At 57.3% G+C, this 14,581-nt stretch carries 17 protein-coding genes; 8 read left to right on the forward strand and 9 right to left on the reverse strand.

Annotated elements, in window-relative coordinates; translation table 11 throughout:
* Positions 1 to 102 precede the first annotated feature (102 nt).
* Positions 103 to 1,167: an NAD(P)H-dependent flavin oxidoreductase gene (locus AC07O1_RS29275; protein WP_495091057.1), complete on the reverse strand. Its 1,065-nt coding sequence runs from the start codon at positions 1,165 to 1,167 to the stop codon at positions 103 to 105.
* 210 nt (positions 1,168 to 1,377) lie between these two features.
* Here AC07O1_RS29275 and acuI point away from each other — a divergent pair, with 210 nt between their 5' ends.
* Positions 1,378 to 2,361, forward strand: coding sequence for an acrylyl-CoA reductase (NADPH) (gene acuI / locus AC07O1_RS29280; protein WP_495091058.1), 984 nt, complete (start codon positions 1,378 to 1,380; stop codon positions 2,359 to 2,361).
* Between the two features lie 2 nt (positions 2,362 to 2,363).
* On the opposite strand, the gene ada is transcribed toward acuI, so the two are convergent.
* The 5 genes from ada to AC07O1_RS29305 all read right to left on the reverse strand — a co-directional run bounded on the left by ada (position 2,364) and on the right by AC07O1_RS29305 (position 5,659).
* Entirely contained in the window at positions 2,364 to 3,431 is a 1,068-nt protein-coding gene (ada, locus tag AC07O1_RS29285; RefSeq protein ID WP_495091059.1) for a bifunctional DNA-binding transcriptional regulator/O6-methylguanine-DNA methyltransferase Ada, read from the reverse strand.
* Between the two features lie 96 nt (positions 3,432 to 3,527).
* Positions 3,528 to 4,208, reverse strand: a complete 681-nt coding sequence (gene alkB / locus AC07O1_RS29290) for a DNA oxidative demethylase AlkB (protein WP_495091060.1) — start codon at positions 4,206 to 4,208, stop codon at positions 3,528 to 3,530.
* Entirely contained in the window at positions 4,198 to 4,914 is a 717-nt protein-coding gene (locus AC07O1_RS29295; protein WP_495091061.1) for a 2OG-Fe(II) oxygenase, read from the reverse strand. The genes alkB and AC07O1_RS29295 overlap by 11 nt, the downstream gene beginning before the upstream one ends.
* A gap of 226 nt (positions 4,915 to 5,140) precedes the next feature.
* Complete coding sequence (locus AC07O1_RS29300) at positions 5,141 to 5,311, reverse strand: hypothetical protein (protein ID WP_494991292.1); 171 nt, start codon at positions 5,309 to 5,311, stop codon at positions 5,141 to 5,143.
* A 45-nt stretch (positions 5,312 to 5,356) separates the two neighbouring features.
* Positions 5,357 to 5,659, reverse strand: coding sequence for a DUF1883 domain-containing protein (locus AC07O1_RS29305; RefSeq protein ID WP_494991293.1), 303 nt, complete (start codon positions 5,657 to 5,659; stop codon positions 5,357 to 5,359).
* A 208-nt stretch (positions 5,660 to 5,867) separates the two neighbouring features.
* Between AC07O1_RS29305 and AC07O1_RS29310 the strand changes: the two genes are divergently transcribed.
* The gene (locus tag AC07O1_RS29310; protein ID WP_495013506.1) at positions 5,868 to 6,218 is read left to right on the forward strand and encodes a hypothetical protein; all 351 of its coding nucleotides are present in this window, start codon (positions 5,868 to 5,870) and stop codon (positions 6,216 to 6,218) included.
* Positions 6,219 to 6,440: 222 nt separating this feature from the next.
* On the forward strand, positions 6,441 to 6,671 hold the full coding sequence (locus tag AC07O1_RS29315) for a hypothetical protein (protein WP_494991295.1): 231 nt from the start codon (positions 6,441 to 6,443) through the stop codon (positions 6,669 to 6,671).
* Between the two features lie 23 nt (positions 6,672 to 6,694).
* Here the strand turns inward: AC07O1_RS29315 and AC07O1_RS29320 are convergent, their stop codons facing one another.
* Positions 6,695 to 6,979, reverse strand: a complete 285-nt coding sequence (locus tag AC07O1_RS29320) for a hypothetical protein (RefSeq protein WP_495091062.1) — start codon at positions 6,977 to 6,979, stop codon at positions 6,695 to 6,697.
* A 137-nt stretch (positions 6,980 to 7,116) separates the two neighbouring features.
* Positions 7,117 to 7,305, reverse strand: a complete 189-nt coding sequence (locus AC07O1_RS29325; RefSeq protein WP_494991297.1) for a hypothetical protein — start codon at positions 7,303 to 7,305, stop codon at positions 7,117 to 7,119.
* A gap of 306 nt (positions 7,306 to 7,611) precedes the next feature.
* On the opposite strand from AC07O1_RS29325, the gene galU reads away from it, so the two are divergent.
* Both galU and gorA read left to right on the forward strand, forming a co-directional pair.
* On the forward strand, positions 7,612 to 8,451 hold the full coding sequence (gene galU / locus AC07O1_RS29330; RefSeq protein ID WP_494991298.1) for a UTP--glucose-1-phosphate uridylyltransferase GalU: 840 nt from the start codon (positions 7,612 to 7,614) through the stop codon (positions 8,449 to 8,451).
* 129 nt (positions 8,452 to 8,580) lie between these two features.
* Complete coding sequence (gorA, locus tag AC07O1_RS29335; protein WP_495091063.1) at positions 8,581 to 9,939, forward strand: glutathione-disulfide reductase; 1,359 nt, start codon at positions 8,581 to 8,583, stop codon at positions 9,937 to 9,939.
* On the opposite strand, the gene AC07O1_RS29340 is transcribed toward gorA, so the two are convergent.
* Entirely contained in the window at positions 9,936 to 10,961 is a 1,026-nt protein-coding gene (locus AC07O1_RS29340) for a DNA-binding protein (protein WP_495091064.1), read from the reverse strand. The two genes, gorA and AC07O1_RS29340, sit on opposite strands and share 4 nt — an antisense overlap.
* A 176-nt stretch (positions 10,962 to 11,137) precedes the next feature.
* Between AC07O1_RS29340 and AC07O1_RS29345 the strand changes: the two genes are divergently transcribed.
* The 3 genes from AC07O1_RS29345 to ahpF all read left to right on the forward strand — a co-directional run bounded on the left by AC07O1_RS29345 (position 11,138) and on the right by ahpF (position 14,477).
* The gene (locus tag AC07O1_RS29345; protein ID WP_495091065.1) at positions 11,138 to 12,076 is read left to right on the forward strand and encodes a site-specific integrase; all 939 of its coding nucleotides are present in this window, start codon (positions 11,138 to 11,140) and stop codon (positions 12,074 to 12,076) included.
* A 137-nt stretch (positions 12,077 to 12,213) separates the two neighbouring features.
* Positions 12,214 to 12,777: an alkyl hydroperoxide reductase subunit C gene (gene ahpC, locus AC07O1_RS29350; RefSeq protein WP_419119408.1), complete on the forward strand. Its 564-nt coding sequence runs from the start codon at positions 12,214 to 12,216 to the stop codon at positions 12,775 to 12,777.
* A 137-nt stretch (positions 12,778 to 12,914) separates the two neighbouring features.
* The gene (gene ahpF, locus AC07O1_RS29355) at positions 12,915 to 14,477 is read left to right on the forward strand and encodes an alkyl hydroperoxide reductase subunit F (protein WP_495091066.1); all 1,563 of its coding nucleotides are present in this window, start codon (positions 12,915 to 12,917) and stop codon (positions 14,475 to 14,477) included.
* The last annotated feature ends 104 nt before the right edge of the window (positions 14,478 to 14,581 follow it).

Raw genomic sequence — 14,581 nt, forward strand, 5'->3', positions numbered from 1 at the left:
ATAGCGAATCGGCAGCGAACGGAACTGGAGGCATTGGCGCAGGGATTTTTTAGCGGGGATCAACTGGAGAAGGCCGCGATCTGGATCGCGGCCCTGTGCGTGTTAATGCGCGGTCAATTTAGCCAGAGCCTGTGCGGCTAAACGTGTGGTCAGCTCAGCGGTCGACAGTTCGACGCCCAGTCGTATTGCCTGTCCGGACCAGAGGGTGCTGAAGTCAGCCTCATCTTTGGCACGCAGCGGCATCAAGGCACCGCCAGCGAAAGGGAAGGCCGGTGCCGCAGGGCTGATCGGGCCGAGTTCGCGCATGACCCGGTTGAGAATCCCCCGAGCCGGACGGCCCGTGAAGACATTGGTCAATGCAGTCTCGCTCTCTTTGGCGGTGCGTAGGGCCTTGTGATGAGAGGCGGTGACTTTCGCTTCTGGCGTGAACAAATAGGCGGTACCCAACTGAACCGCTGAAGCGCCGAGGAGGAAAGCCGCGGCGATTCCTCGGGCGTCGCCAATCCCGCCCGCTGCGATGACCGGGACGCTGACGGCATCGACGATTTGCGGCACCAGGGCCATGGTGCCGACCTGGCTATTGAGGTCATCGCTGAGAAACATCCCACGATGTCCGCCGGCTTCATAGCCCATGGCGATGATCGCATCGCAACCGTGCTGTTCCAGCCAGATGGCTTCATCGACGGTGGTCGCCGAGGAAAGGATTTTCGCGCCGCTCGCTTTGACGCGATCCAGCAGAGATTTTTCAGGCAGGCCGAAATGAAAGCTGACGACCTCCGGGCGAAATTCTTCGACCACTTCGCAGGCGGCGTTATCGAACGGCGCGCGGTTGGATACAGGTGTGGGTGCCTCGAAATCAACGCCGAGTTCGCGGTAATACGGCTCCAACAGATTCTTCCAGTCACGGTCGCGACCCGCATCGGCGGCTGGTGGTTGATGACAGAAAAAGTTCACGTTCAGCGGGCGCTGACTGTGTTGGCGGAAAACCTTCAACTCCTCGCGCAACTGCTCGATGCTCAACATGGCAGCAGGCAAGGAGCCCAGACCTCCGGCATTGCTGGCGGCGATGACCATGGCTGAAGTGGTCGCACCGGCCATGGGCGCTTGAATGATCGGCAGTTCGATGCCAAGCAAGTCAAGAATGCGGGTATCAGGCCATTGGCTCATTTTGGGTTCTTCTCCGACGTCAAAAAAGATAAGGACGGCTACGGGACGTTTGTATCAGGAGAGACTGGCGCAAGGCCAGTCGACTTTCAGCTGGGTTCTACTTTTGGCTGATTGACTTGAGAGACGAGGAGGCTAATGTCCTTGTCATGACGATGAACGCCACCTCAGCTCACACGTTCATCACCCACCAACGCTCTACCGGGAGGCGCTATGTTCAATGGTATTTTGATCGAGAAAGATGAAAGTGGTTATCGGGCCAATCTGACTCAAATCAGCGAAAACCAGTTGCCGGAGGGAAATGTCACCGTCCGTGTGGCGTATAGCACCTTGAACTTCAAGGACGGCCTGGCCATCACTGGCAGCAGCCCGGTAGTGCGTAAATTTCCCATGGTGCCGGGGATTGATCTGGCCGGGACTGTCGAAGTCAGCAGCCATCCAGACTACAAGGCCGGAGACAAAGTCCTGCTCAATGGCTGGGGCGTAGGCGAAGGTCATTGGGGCGGTCTGGCGCAAAAGGCACGACTTGACGGCGATTGGCTGATTCCGTTGCCTGCGGCGTTTACTCCGGCCCAGGCCATGGCGATCGGCACCGCGGGTTACACGGCGATGCTCAGTATCCTCGCGCTGGAGCGTAATGGCGTGAGACCGGATCAGGGCGAGGTGCTGGTGACTGGCGCTAACGGCGGGGTCGGCAGTTTTGCCATCGCTTTGTTGGCCAGGCTCGGTTATCGAGTGGTGGCGTCCACAGGTCGCACCTCAGAGCACGCCTATTTGCACCAGTTGGGGGCCAGCGAAATCATCGACCGGGCCAGTCTGTCCGAACCCGGCAAACCGTTGGCCAAAGAACGCTGGGCGGCGGTGATTGACTCCGTCGGCAGTCACACCCTGGCCAATGCCTGCGCCAGCACCCGAGCCAATGGCACCGTGGCGGCCTGTGGTCTGGCGCAAGGTATGGACTTTCCTGCGTCTGTGGCACCCTTCATTTTACGTGGCATTACATTGGCCGGGATTAATAGCGTGACTCAACTCAAGGCCAATCGTATCGTTGCCTGGGATCGTCTGGCCAAGGATCTGGACTTCGCTTTGCTGCCGCTGATCAGTCATGAAATTGGCTTGAGTGAAGCCATAGAGGCTGCGCCGCGGTTACTCGCCGGCAAGTTGCGTGGTCGGGTGGTGGTGGATGTGAATCGTTGATTCTAAGCTTGGGTCTCACGCTCCAGCAGCTGGCGTTTGCGCTCCACGCCCCAGCGATAGCCCGAGAGGTTGCCGTCGCTGCGCACCACCCGGTGGCAGGGGATCGCCACTGCCAGACTGTTGGCGCCGCAGGCTTGAGCTACGGCGCGGAATGATTTCGGTGCGCCGATGCGCTGGGCGATTTCGGCGTAGCTGGCGGTGCTGCCCGCCGGAATCTCCCGCAGCGCCATCCATACGCGCTCTTGAAACGCTGTGCCGCGCAGATCCAGGGGTAAATCCAGGCCAATGGCCGGCATCTCGATAAAACCGACGACTTTGGCGATCAGTTGCTCAAAGTCATGGTCGGCGCCAATCAGATTGGCCTGCGGAAATTTATCCTGCAGGTCATGGACGAGGGCATCGGGATCGTCCCCCAACAGTATCGCGCAGACCCCACGATTGCTTTGTGCGACCAATATTGCGCCCAATGAACATTGACCAACGGCAAAGCGGATGTCGGCGTTCAGCCCACCGGCGCGGTAGTCGCTGGGCTTCATGCCGAGCAGGTTATCGGCTGACTCGTAGAAGCGACTGTTGGAATTGAAACCGGCGTCATACAGTGCGTCTGTCACGGAGTTGCCATGTTCGAGCCGCTCACGGACTTTGCGCGAACGGTGACCCGTGGCATAGCCCTTGGGCGTCAGGCCGGTAACGGCTTTGAAGACTCGGTGAAAGTGAAAGGAGCTCATGCCCGCCATCTGCGCCAATTCTTTCAGGCTGGGCAGGGTCTCGGCGGATTCAATCTGCCGACAGGCTGTTGCGACCAGCGCGCAGTGTTGCGCCGCGACATGCGTCTGGTCTGCCGCGGCGCGTTTGCTCGGACGATAGCCGGCGGCCTGCGCTTGTTCGGCAGTGTCGAAGAATTCGACGTTTTCAGGTTTGGGCAGGCGCGCCAGGCTGCTCGGCCGGCAATAGATTCCTGTGGTTTTTACCGCGTAGACAAACTGACCGTCCGCGCGCGGATCTCGTGCCAGCACCGCTGACCAGCGTGGGTCGTTCTCTGTCGTGGTTTTTGCGGGGGCCGATGTCATGTTGTCCTACTCGTTTACAGGTTCAGGTCAGATTATCGAGCAAGGAGGGCGAGAGCACTCCGGGCCTTGCGGTCAAATTCCACTCTGGAGTTTTCATCAGTCGGCGGTACGAAAGGTGAAGTTGATACGTTGGGCGCCGAGCAGCGAGTGCAGGCCGTCCTTGAGCGGCAGGATGCCGTGATAGCGCAAGCGATCGACACCGCCCCAAACCACGATGTCTCCATGAAACAGCGGCACTCGTTGGCTTTTATCACTGCGTTTGTGACCACCAAACAAGAATATGGCCGGTAACCCGAGGGACACCGAAACGATCGGTGCGCTGTAGGAGCGTTCGTTCTTGTCTTGGTGCAAGGACATCCTGGCTCCCGGCACGTAGTGGTTGATCAGGCAGGAGTCCGGCTGGAAGTCGTGAAATCCTGCTTCCAGTGCCGCCGCCTGAGCCAGCGCCAGGAACACGGCTGGCATATCGGGCCATGGCTGGCCCTTTTGTGGATCGATGGGGGTGTAGCGGTAGCCGGTTCGATCAGTGGTCCAGCCCAGTGCGCCGCAACTGCTCAAACCCACTGACATGGTAAAGCCGCCGGGCGTGACCATTTGGCGAAACGGCGCCGCCAGCAGAACCCTTTCCAGCGCGGGTAACAACCGATCTTCCCATGGCAGGGCAAAGCCCCTGAGGACGAAAGATTGTTCGCCTATCTGCTCGGTTTTGGCCGGTTGTTGAACGTCGGTGTCAGCAAACAGGTCAACGATTGTCGAGTTCATGTCATCACTGCGCATCGTGAAATATGACTCCAAGCGTATGCCGTTTACCCGTGTGCAGGCGACTTACACCGTGGCGTAACGTGACTCTGTAGTAACCGCGAACGCCGTGTACCGGTCGGTGATGCACGGCAAAAATCACTGCGTCGCCTTTCTTCAGGCCTATGACCTGCGGACGCGACTGCATGCGCGGGCGTTGTTCCGTGATGACGAACTCGCCGCCGGTAAAGTCTTCGCCTGGTTCGGATAGCAAAATCGCCACCTGCAATGGGAATACGTGCTCGCCATACAGATCCTGGTGCAAACAGTTGTAGTCCTCTGGCCCATATTGCAGCAGTAAAGGCGTCGGCCGCTGCTGTCCGGCTTCATGGCAGCGCTGGAGGAAGTCCTCGTGCTGTATTGGATAGCGCGTTGGCAGATTCATTTGCTCATTCCAGCGGTTGGCCAATTCAACAAGCTCTGGATACAACGCGCCACGCAAATGGGCAACCATGTCGGGCAGCGGGTATCTGAAATATTTGTATTCGCCGCGACCGAAACCGTGTCGGGCCATCAGCACATGGGAGCGGAACAGCGCTTGATGGTCATATAAGGCGCTCAGGCGGTCGCAGTCGGTTGCACCGAGAAGTCCGGTGATAGAGGCGCTGCCGTTCTGGTCAAGACTTTGTTCGATCGCGGGCCAGTCCAGAGCGGCAAGACGCCGGGAGAGATCGTACTCGCTCATTGCTGTGCCTCACGGCGAACAGTCGAGAGGTGATTCGTTGAGGTGGTGTATGCAAGGGACATGGTCTGACTCCTGAACCAGAGGTTGAGGTCTGCCAGTCTAGGAAGCGATCATCGCGCTGACACTCCGGCGCTTGCGGTCGAATTTCGGGGGGGAAGCGCGGGAGTGGTCAATCAAGGCGCGGGGGAGCGTGACGTCCATGTTGCTCCGGTGCATTTGCGCCGCTTTAGAGCGCCTTGCTCACGTTGACTTCGCTGATGATGTCGTCGGTCTGGCCATGAATGGCCTCCAGTGCGGCTTTGGCTTCTTCCACTGTGCCTGACACAAGCTGAGCGAATTCGAAACGACGCTCGCCATTGAGTTTGTATTTGATGACGTACTTGATCGTTTGGGTCACGGTCGTACCTGTTCCTGTTGATCGAGGGGCAGTGCAGGGCGGGTTTCAGCGCAGTTTCGAGCTGGAACGGCGGATGATCTTGATCGAATGGGTCAGGTTCGGTTTGCGGGTCACGCTGATTGCCCGGCTGCTGACGGTGTCGATGGTGATATTCCAGAAACCGGTGCTGGGTGCAGTGATCTTGGCCGGAAACTTGTCGAACGCGCCGCCGTGGTAAGTATGGCGACCGCCATTTTTGAAGCTGCGAAAATTGGCGTCGTTCATCAGCCGGATGTTGCAAACCTGGGAGCATTCGATGACGACGATATCGTCTTCATTGAGGTGCTCGCGCTGGTGGATAAATTTCATGGGCGCCTCCAGAAGGGCTTTTTCTACAAAATCAAAACGATAGATGGGCAATGGCCCAGTTTATCAGTCCAAACGGTTTATTATCGGACTGACGAAGGCGGGTTGGACAATCAGGAACAGTTATTTGGGATTTTATGAGAGATACAAGCCTGCGTCTCGGAGAAAAACAGCATTTGCGCTGTCGGACCGTCTTTATCGGAGGTTTTGTATGAAGCGGGCGGTGTGGGTTCTGGCCTTGGCTATAAGTGGTTGCGCGACGGTAGCGGACATCAGGCAGACGCCGCCAACCATGGTTGTAATCTCGGGAAAAAGTCCGCAGGACTATGCCCGGTGTGTGACCGACAAACTGTCGAGTAGCCGTGGTGCCTCGCAGATCGAGCCGCACAAGGACGGCGTGAGGGTTATCGTCCCGCAAAAATTTTCCTCGGGACCGGCCGCGGTGTTCGAGATTGAAGACCGATCCAATGGCAGCAGCATCAAACTTTTTGAGCGAATGTCCAACATGCCGCTGCGACCCTGGGATGTGCGTAATGCGGCCTCGGAGTGTATTTCCGGCTGATTGCGAGCTTTTACATTTAAAGCCTGAAGGGGCATGAACACGTAGTGTTTGTGGCACTTCAGGCTTTTTGGTTTCAGCAATATGGTTGGCAGGGAGTGGCCTGCTGATGGCAAGGTCGAGCACCTATTGGCCAAGGCATCCGATAAACTGTCGAGAATCGATACAGATGCCGTCGAGGCTGGCGCTTGGGCGGCATTGTTATTTTTTTGGGGGGGGGCAGTGATGAAGCGTGAACAGGTAAGAGAGCGGCATGCCGAGGGACATATCTCCGCGACCCATGTGATTCAAAATCCAGCCAATTCGGGCGAGTGGATTGTGTTTTTCAAGAAAAGTGCAGGGCGCAGCTTTTTCCTGGTGGATGACAGCGATGAAGTCGAGTCATTCGCACGACTGGATGATCTGATCGAGACGGTGCGCGGGCTCGGGATCAAATTTGCCGAAATTCATATGTGATCACGACGGGGCTGGTTGCAGGCTTACTTGCAGACGACCACCACGCTGCGGCTCTTGAAGTTGCCGACGTCGACGCCCAGCGTTTTGTCGCTTTCCTTGGGTGAAGGTGTACCGTCGGTGCCAATGATGCTGTAGCCGGTACCGGCACATGAAGCATCTGCTTTTTCATAGCAGGCGGCCCATGAGTTGACCTCTCCGGAGCAGTCAATGGTCAGCCCTTGTTGACCGTCGTTCAGATAAGTCTTTTCTGCGGTGGCACAGCCACTGAGAGCCGCCAGTATCGCGCTGATTACCAAAACTTTCTTCATGTTATTTATCGTCATCAAAGTGTTGAAACAGAGCGCGTACAGCCGGGCTTGGCGAAAGATTATAGCGAAAGGCCATTTGGGTACAGACAAACACCCGCAAGCCCTGCGCAAAGGCAGGGCCTGAATAGCGCGGGCTTTTAGGGCTTGGTGCTGCGTCGCCGGGCAGGGGGCGCCGGCTGGTCCTGCAGCACCTCTGCAACCTCAATGGCCAACGCCTGTGTGGGGAAAGGCCCGGCAACATTTTCGCCGCTGGCACTGTCTACCCACCATTGGCCATCTTTTGCCTGATTGATCAGGTAACCGTTCACGCTTTTTGCTGCCGACATCGATCTGCCTCGTTGGCTGGGTAAAGCGCGCAATCATAGCGTCAAAAGCGGGGTGAAAGGGCAGTTGGCGGTTTGTCGACGCTCAGGACAGTACCGTCTGAAGAAGTACGCATCCCCCCTTTGAAAGCGGGGCCTGACGACAAGAAGGTGATTTACGGCAGGCTCGATATGTAAGATGCTGCGGAACTATTGCTCCTGATATTTCTCTATGATGGCGTCGGTTAGCCCGCGCAGGGCATTGTAAGGTGCTCGCCGCCTGATTAGACTGCGCCGAAATTCGTACGTACAGCCCTTTCAAGGACTCATATGATCAAGAAATGCTTGTTCCCAGCAGCCGGTTACGGTACTCGCTTCCTGCCAGCGACCAAGGCCATGCCTAAAGAAATGCTGCCGGTGGTGAACAAGCCACTGATCCAGTACGGCGTTGAAGAAGCACTGGACGCTGGCTTGACAGAAATCTCTATTGTTACCGGTCGTGGCAAACGTGCCCTGGAAGACCACTTCGACATCAGCTACGAGCTGGAAAACCAGATCAAAGGTACTGACAAAGAGAAGTACCTGGTCGGCATCCGCAAGCTGCTCGACGAGTGCTCGTTCTCCTACACCCGTCAAACCGAAATGAAAGGCCTGGGTCACGCTATTCTGACCGGCCGTCCATTGATCGGCGACGAACCCTTTGCCGTAGTGCTGGCGGACGACTTGTGCGTCAACCTGGAAGGCGACGGTGTGCTGACCCAGATGGTCAAACTGTACAAACAGTACCGTTGCACGATCGTGGCAATCCAGGAAGTCGACCCGCAGGAAACCCACAAATACGGCGTGATCGCTGGCGATTTGATCGGTGATGATCTGTATCGCGTGCGTAACATGGTCGAGAAGCCAAAACCTGAAGATGCCCCGTCCAACCTGGCGATCATCGGTCGTTACATCCTGACCCCGGACATCTTCAAGTTGATCGAAGCAACCGATCCGGGCAAAGGTGGCGAGATCCAGATCACCGACGCCCTGATGAAGCAGGCGCAGGACGGTTGTGTGATTGCCTATAAGTTCAAAGGCACACGTTTCGACTGCGGTGGCGCTGAAGGCTACATCGAAGCGACCAACTTCTGCTTCGAGCACTTCTACAAGACGGGCAAGGCTTACTGATAGCGCTTCACCGTTCCGTGCTGAAAAGCCACCTTTGGGTGGCTTTTTCATTTTCCGGCCCCATGTAACTCGTTGTGCTGCCCAAAAAAGCCGCAGCGGTTATGCTGGTGGCCTGCTTAGGAGATTGAAATGGCCTACGATTTTGACCTTTATGTGATTGGTGCCGGTTCCGGCGGTGTTCGTGCTGCGCGCTTCGCTGCTGGCTATGGTGCGAAAGTGGCAGTGGCTGAGAGCCGCTATCTGGGCGGTACGTGTGTCAACGTTGGGTGCGTGCCGAAAAAGCTGTTGGTGTATGGCGCGCACTTCGCTGAAGACTTTGAGCAGGCTCAGGGTTTTGGCTGGTCGTTGGACGAGGCCAAATTTGATTGGCCGACGCTGATTGCCAACAAGGACCGTGAAATCAATCGATTGAACGGTATCTATCGAAATCTGTTGCTCAACAGCGGCGTGACCTTGCATGAGGGGCATGCCAGGCTGATCGATCCGCATCAGGTGGAAATCAATGGCCAGCGCTTCACGGCAGAGCACATTCTGATTGCCACCGGTGGCTGGCCGCAGATCCCGGATATCCCGGGTCACGAGCACGCCATCAGTTCCAACCAGGCCTTCTTCCTGAAAGAGTTGCCCAAGCGCATTCTGGTGGTGGGCGGTGGTTATATCGCGGTCGAGTTCGCCGGGATCTTCCATGGCCTGGGTGCAAAAACCACATTGCTGTATCGCGGCAATCTGTTCTTGCGTGGCTTCGATGGCGCGGTGCGCACCCATTTGCAGGAAGAGTTGACCAAGCGCGGGATGGATCTGCAGTTCAACGCGGATATCGAACGTATCGACAAGCAAGGCGACGGCAGTTTGAAAGTGACGCTCAAGGATGGTCGCGAACTGGAAGCTGATTGTGTGTTCTACGCCACGGGTCGCCGTCCGATGCTGGACAATTTAGGCCTGGAAAACACCGCGGTGAAACTCGACAAGCGCGGTTTCGTCGAAGTCGATGAGCAATACCAAACCAGCGAGCCTTCTATTCTGGCAATCGGAGATGTGATTGGTCGCGTTCAGCTGACGCCAGTCGCCTTGGCGGAAGGCGTGGCCGTGGCGCGACGCTTGTTCAAGCCCGAGCAATACCGCCTGGTGGATTACAGGATGATCCCGACGGCGGTGTTCAGCTTGCCGAATATCGGCACTGTCGGCCTGACTGAAGAGCAGGCCAGAGAAGACGGCTACACCGTGCAGATTTTCGAAAGCCGTTTCCGGCCAATGAAGCTGACGCTGACTGAGTGCCAGGAGCGCACGCTGATGAAGCTGGTGGTAGATGCCAAGACCGACAAGGTTCTGGGTTGCCACATGGTCGGGCCGGAAGCCGGTGAGATCGTTCAGGGGCTGGCCATTGCCTTGAAGGCGGGCGCGACCAAGCGCGATTTCGATGAAACCATCGGTGTGCATCCTACGGCCGCTGAAGAGTTCGTCACCATGCGCACGCCCGTGGCGGGTTAATCGTCTTTAGCGGGCGCTGAGGTGCCTTGCGTATCTGGCTCTGTGGTTGTCACGGACGCCAGGTGCAGGGCTTGCAGGCTTGCTTCGGCTTTTACCAGTGAAAGCTCCAGTTCCTTGTTGGTTTGAGCCTGCTCGTTGACGGTTTGTTTGAGTGAGTGGCTTTCCAGCAAGGCGACGCGCAAGCGTTCCTGGAGGAGGGTGCGATCACTGTCGACGTGGTTTGAGTGCTCCAGCAACTGTTGGTAGCGGTTGTTGACCTGCTTGAGCTGCTCCTGGGTCAGGCTCAGCTCCCGAAGTGTGCCGCGGTTCTCGGTCAACAGGCGTTCGTTGTCGCGGTGCAGTTGGGTGATCTCGTCCTGACGCACCAGTGCGCTCTGCTGTGCCTGACGCAGCTCCATTTGAACCTGCTGCAGTTGCCCTTCATGGCGGCGCTGGTCTTGCTCGCGCTGTTCCTTGATGGCATTACGGTAGTGTTCCAGGGCATCGCGGGCATGCAGGTGCTTTTCTTCCAGTGAGCGTATCTGCTCATCCTTGTCTTTCAAGCGTAATTCGAAGTCGCTCAGTGCCTGATTCAATCCGGCGTTGCGGGTTTGCTCGGTCTGCAGCATCGAGCGGGTGCTCTGCAATGTAGCGGTCTCGTCGGCGAGCGCTAGGTGCTGAATCTCGAGTTGTTGCTTGAGCCGAGCCTGAGCGTCGATGGCATCAGCCAGTTGCGCTTCCAGCGCGTTTCTTTGCGACTCGAATCGTGCCTCGGCGCGATCGATCGGTTCTTGAGCCTGTTCTTTAAGGCGCTGCGCCAGGCGCGCAACCAAACCCGCCAGCTCATCGTCAATCTGCTCGTGCGGCGCGCTCAGGCGTTCGTCGCCGTCGTCCAGCTCCTTCAAATAGCGATGGATGGTGGTCTTGGATCCGGTGTTGCCCATCTCGATACGTACCGCATCGATGCTTGGATGCTCGCCGCGGGCGAGGATCGCCAGGCGTGCCGTTTGCACTACCGCTTTATTAACGCCGCCACGAGCCATGTGTTCTCCTACGATTTCGTACTGTGGTATGTACTACATGTATACGTACTATATTACGCGATAATTAAAGTTAAAGATTTACATTTTTAGCATGGGATATACTGGTATTACCCCGTGTGATAGTAGAAAAACACGATTTAATGCTGCATTTCAGTACGTCTTCGAGAACCGAGCCCATGAGCGATCTGGATCGTTATCTGCACGCGGCAACCCGCGAGAACACACGGCGCAGTTACCGGGCAGCCATTGAGCACTTCGAAGTCAGTTGGGGCGGGTTTCTGCCGGCGACCGGCGATAGCGTGGCGCGTTACCTCGTTGCTCATGCCGGCGTGTTGTCGATCAACACCTTGAAGCTGCGGCTGTCTGCGCTGGCGCAGTGGCATAACAGTCAGGGCTTTGCCGATCCCACTAAGGCACCCGTAGTACGCAAGGTCTTCAAGGGCATCCGCGCTTTACACCCGGTCCAGGAAAAACAGGCCGAACCGTTGCAGCTCGAGCATCTGGAGCGAGTCATTACCTGTCTCCAGCAAGAGGCGTTGCAAGCCATGGCGGACGGCGATCAACCCACGCTGTTGCGGGCCAGGCGTGATGCTGCACTGATCTTGTTGGGCTTCTGGCGGGGCTTTCGTAGCGATGAGTTGTGCCGCGTGCAAATCGAACACGTGCAGGCAACCGCCGGCTCGGGCATCACGCTGTATTTGCCGCGCAGCAAAAGTGATCGCGACAACCTGGGCAAGACCTATCAAACCCCGGCACTTCAACGTTTGTGCCCGGTGCAGGCTTACATTGAATGGATCAATGCCGCCGGGTTGGTGCGCGGCCCGGTGTTTCGCGGGATTGATCGCTGGGGCAACCTGAGCGAAGAGGGCTTGCACGCCAATAGCGTGATTCCGTTGTTGCGTCAGGCATTGCAACGCGCGGGGATTCCCGCCGAGCAATACACCAGTCACTCATTGCGCCGGGGGTTCGCGACCTGGGCTCACCGCAGCGGTTGGGATTTGAAGTCGTTGATGAGTTATGTCGGCTGGAAGGACATGAAATCGGCCATGCGCTACGTCGAAGCCAGTCCGTTTCTCGGGATGACTCAACTCGCCGAGAAACGCATTGACGAGTAGCTAACATTTTCTTCTATTAACACGGTGTGCTAATAGCCAAAACCAATCGGCGGCATCATCTTTGCCAATGAGCCATCAGGAAGTTGAGTGGGTAGGATTCACCTCATCAACTTTTCAACCCTGACGGAGAGTCACCGATGCCTATCATCAACAGCCACGTTAAACCGTTCAAAGCAACCGCATTCAAAAACGGCGCATTCGTCGAAGTGTCGGACGCCGATCTGAAAGGCAAATGGTCTGTCGTGTTCTTCTACCCGGCCGACTTCACCTTCGTATGCCCGACCGAGCTGGAAGACCTGGCTGATAACTACGCCGAATTCCAGAAGCTGGGCGTAGAAATCTACAGCGTGTCGACCGACACCCACTTTGCTCACGCTGCCTGGCACAACACTTCGCCTGCTATCGAAAAAATCCGCTACACCATGATTGGTGACCCGACCCACGTGATCTCCCGCAACTTCGACGTGCTGATCGAAGAAGTCGGCCTGGCTGACCGTGGCACCTTCGTGATCAACCCTGAAGGCCAGATCAAAATCGTCGAACTGAACGACGGCGGTGTAGGCCGCGACGCTTCCGAGCTGCTGCGCAAGATCAAAGCCGCTCAGTATGTCGCTGCTCACCCAGGCGAAGTTTGCCCAGCCAAGTGGAAAGAAGGCGAGGCCACTCTGGCGCCATCTCTGGACCTGGTCGGCAAAATCTAAGTCCGTGAGTCGATTGAGGGCGATGAGCTCTTGAGCCTGTAAACCGCATCGCCCCAAAAAAACGCCTGGGCGAATCTGCCCGGGCGTTGTTTTTTCTGCCGTCCTGCCTCTCTACCAAAAACATGGAAATCGCCCGTATGTTGGACGCCAATCTAAAAGCTCAGTTGAAGTCATACCTGGAACGGGTCACCCAGCCGATCGAGATCGTCGCCTCCCTCGACGACGGGGCGAAATCCCAGGAAATGCTCGCGTTACTCAAGGACGTTGCCAGCCTTTCCAGCCTCATTACCTTGCTCGACAACGGTACCGATGCGCGCAAGCCATCGTTCTCGTTGAACCGCCCGGGAAGCGATATCAGCCTGCGCTTCGCCGGTATCCCCATGGGCCACGAATTCACTTCGTTGGTGCTCGCCTTGCTGCAAGTCGGCGGCCACCCTTCGAAGGCCAGTCGTGAGGTGATCGAACAGATCCGCTCGCTCAAAGGCGAGTTCAACTTCGAGACTTACTTCTCGCTGTCTTGCCAGAACTGTCCGGACGTGGTCCAGGCGCTGAACCTGATGGCGGTGCTTAACCCGAACATTCGTCACGTTGCCATTGACGGCGCGCTGTTCCAGGACGAAGTCAATGATCGTCAGATCATGGCGGTGCCAAGCGTTTACCTGAACGGGGTCAACTTCGGCCAGGGCCGTATGGGCCTGGAAGAAATCCTCGGCAAGATCGATACCAGCGGCATCGAGCGCCAGGCTGAAAAGATCAGCGCCAAAGAGGCCTTTGATGTGTTGGTGGTAGGCGGTGGCCCGGCCGGTGCTTCGGCTGCGATCTACGCCGCCCGCAAAGGCATTCGTACCGGTGTCGCTGCAGAGCGTTTTGGTGGGCAGGTGCTGGACACCATGGCCATCGAAAACTTCATATCGGTCCAGGAAACCGAAGGGCCGAAACTGGCCGTGGCCCTGGAAGAACACGTCAAGCAATACGACGTCGACATCATGAATCTGCAGCGCGCCGACGCGCTGATTCCCGGCAAGAACGGGGCGCTTCACGAAGTCAAATTCGCCAGCGGCGCATCGCTCAAAGCCAGGACGGTCATCCTTGCGACCGGCGCCCGCTGGCGTGAAATGAACGTCCCGGGCGAGCAGCAATACCGTAACCGTGGCGTAGCTTACTGCCCGCACTGTGACGGCCCGCTGTTCAAGGGCAAGCGCGTGGCGGTGATCGGTGGCGGCAACTCGGGTGTCGAGGCGGCCATCGACCTGGCCGGTATTGTGGCGCACGTCACGCTCCTGGAATTCGATGTGCAGCTACGCGCCGATGCGGTATTGCAGCGCAAGCTGCACAGTCTGCCGAACGTTACGGTGATCACCCATGCGCAAACCACTGAAGTGACCGGCGATGGGCAGAAGGTCAACGGCTTGCTCTACAAGGATCGGCAGTCAGGCGAAGTGTTGAATGTCGAGCTGGAAGGGATCTTTGTGCAGATCGGTTTGCTGCCCAACACCGATTGGCTGAAGGGTACGATCGAGCTGTCGCCTCGTGGTGAGATTATTGTCGATGCACGCGGCGAGACTTCACTGCCTGGGGTGTTCGCCGCCGGTGACGTGACCACGGTGCCGTATAAGCAGATTGTCATTGCAGTGGGCGAGGGTGCCAAGGCATCGCTCAGCGCGTTCGATCATTTGATTCGCACGTCCGCACCTGCGTAAATCCTCGATGCAGAAACAAAACCCCTGTGTGATCGTTCCCACGCTCCGCGTGGGAATGCAGCCCGTGACGCTCTGCGTCACATCCAAAGCGGACGCGGAGCGTC

Source organism: Pseudomonas sp. GW821-FHT07G10 (assembly GCF_059418545.1).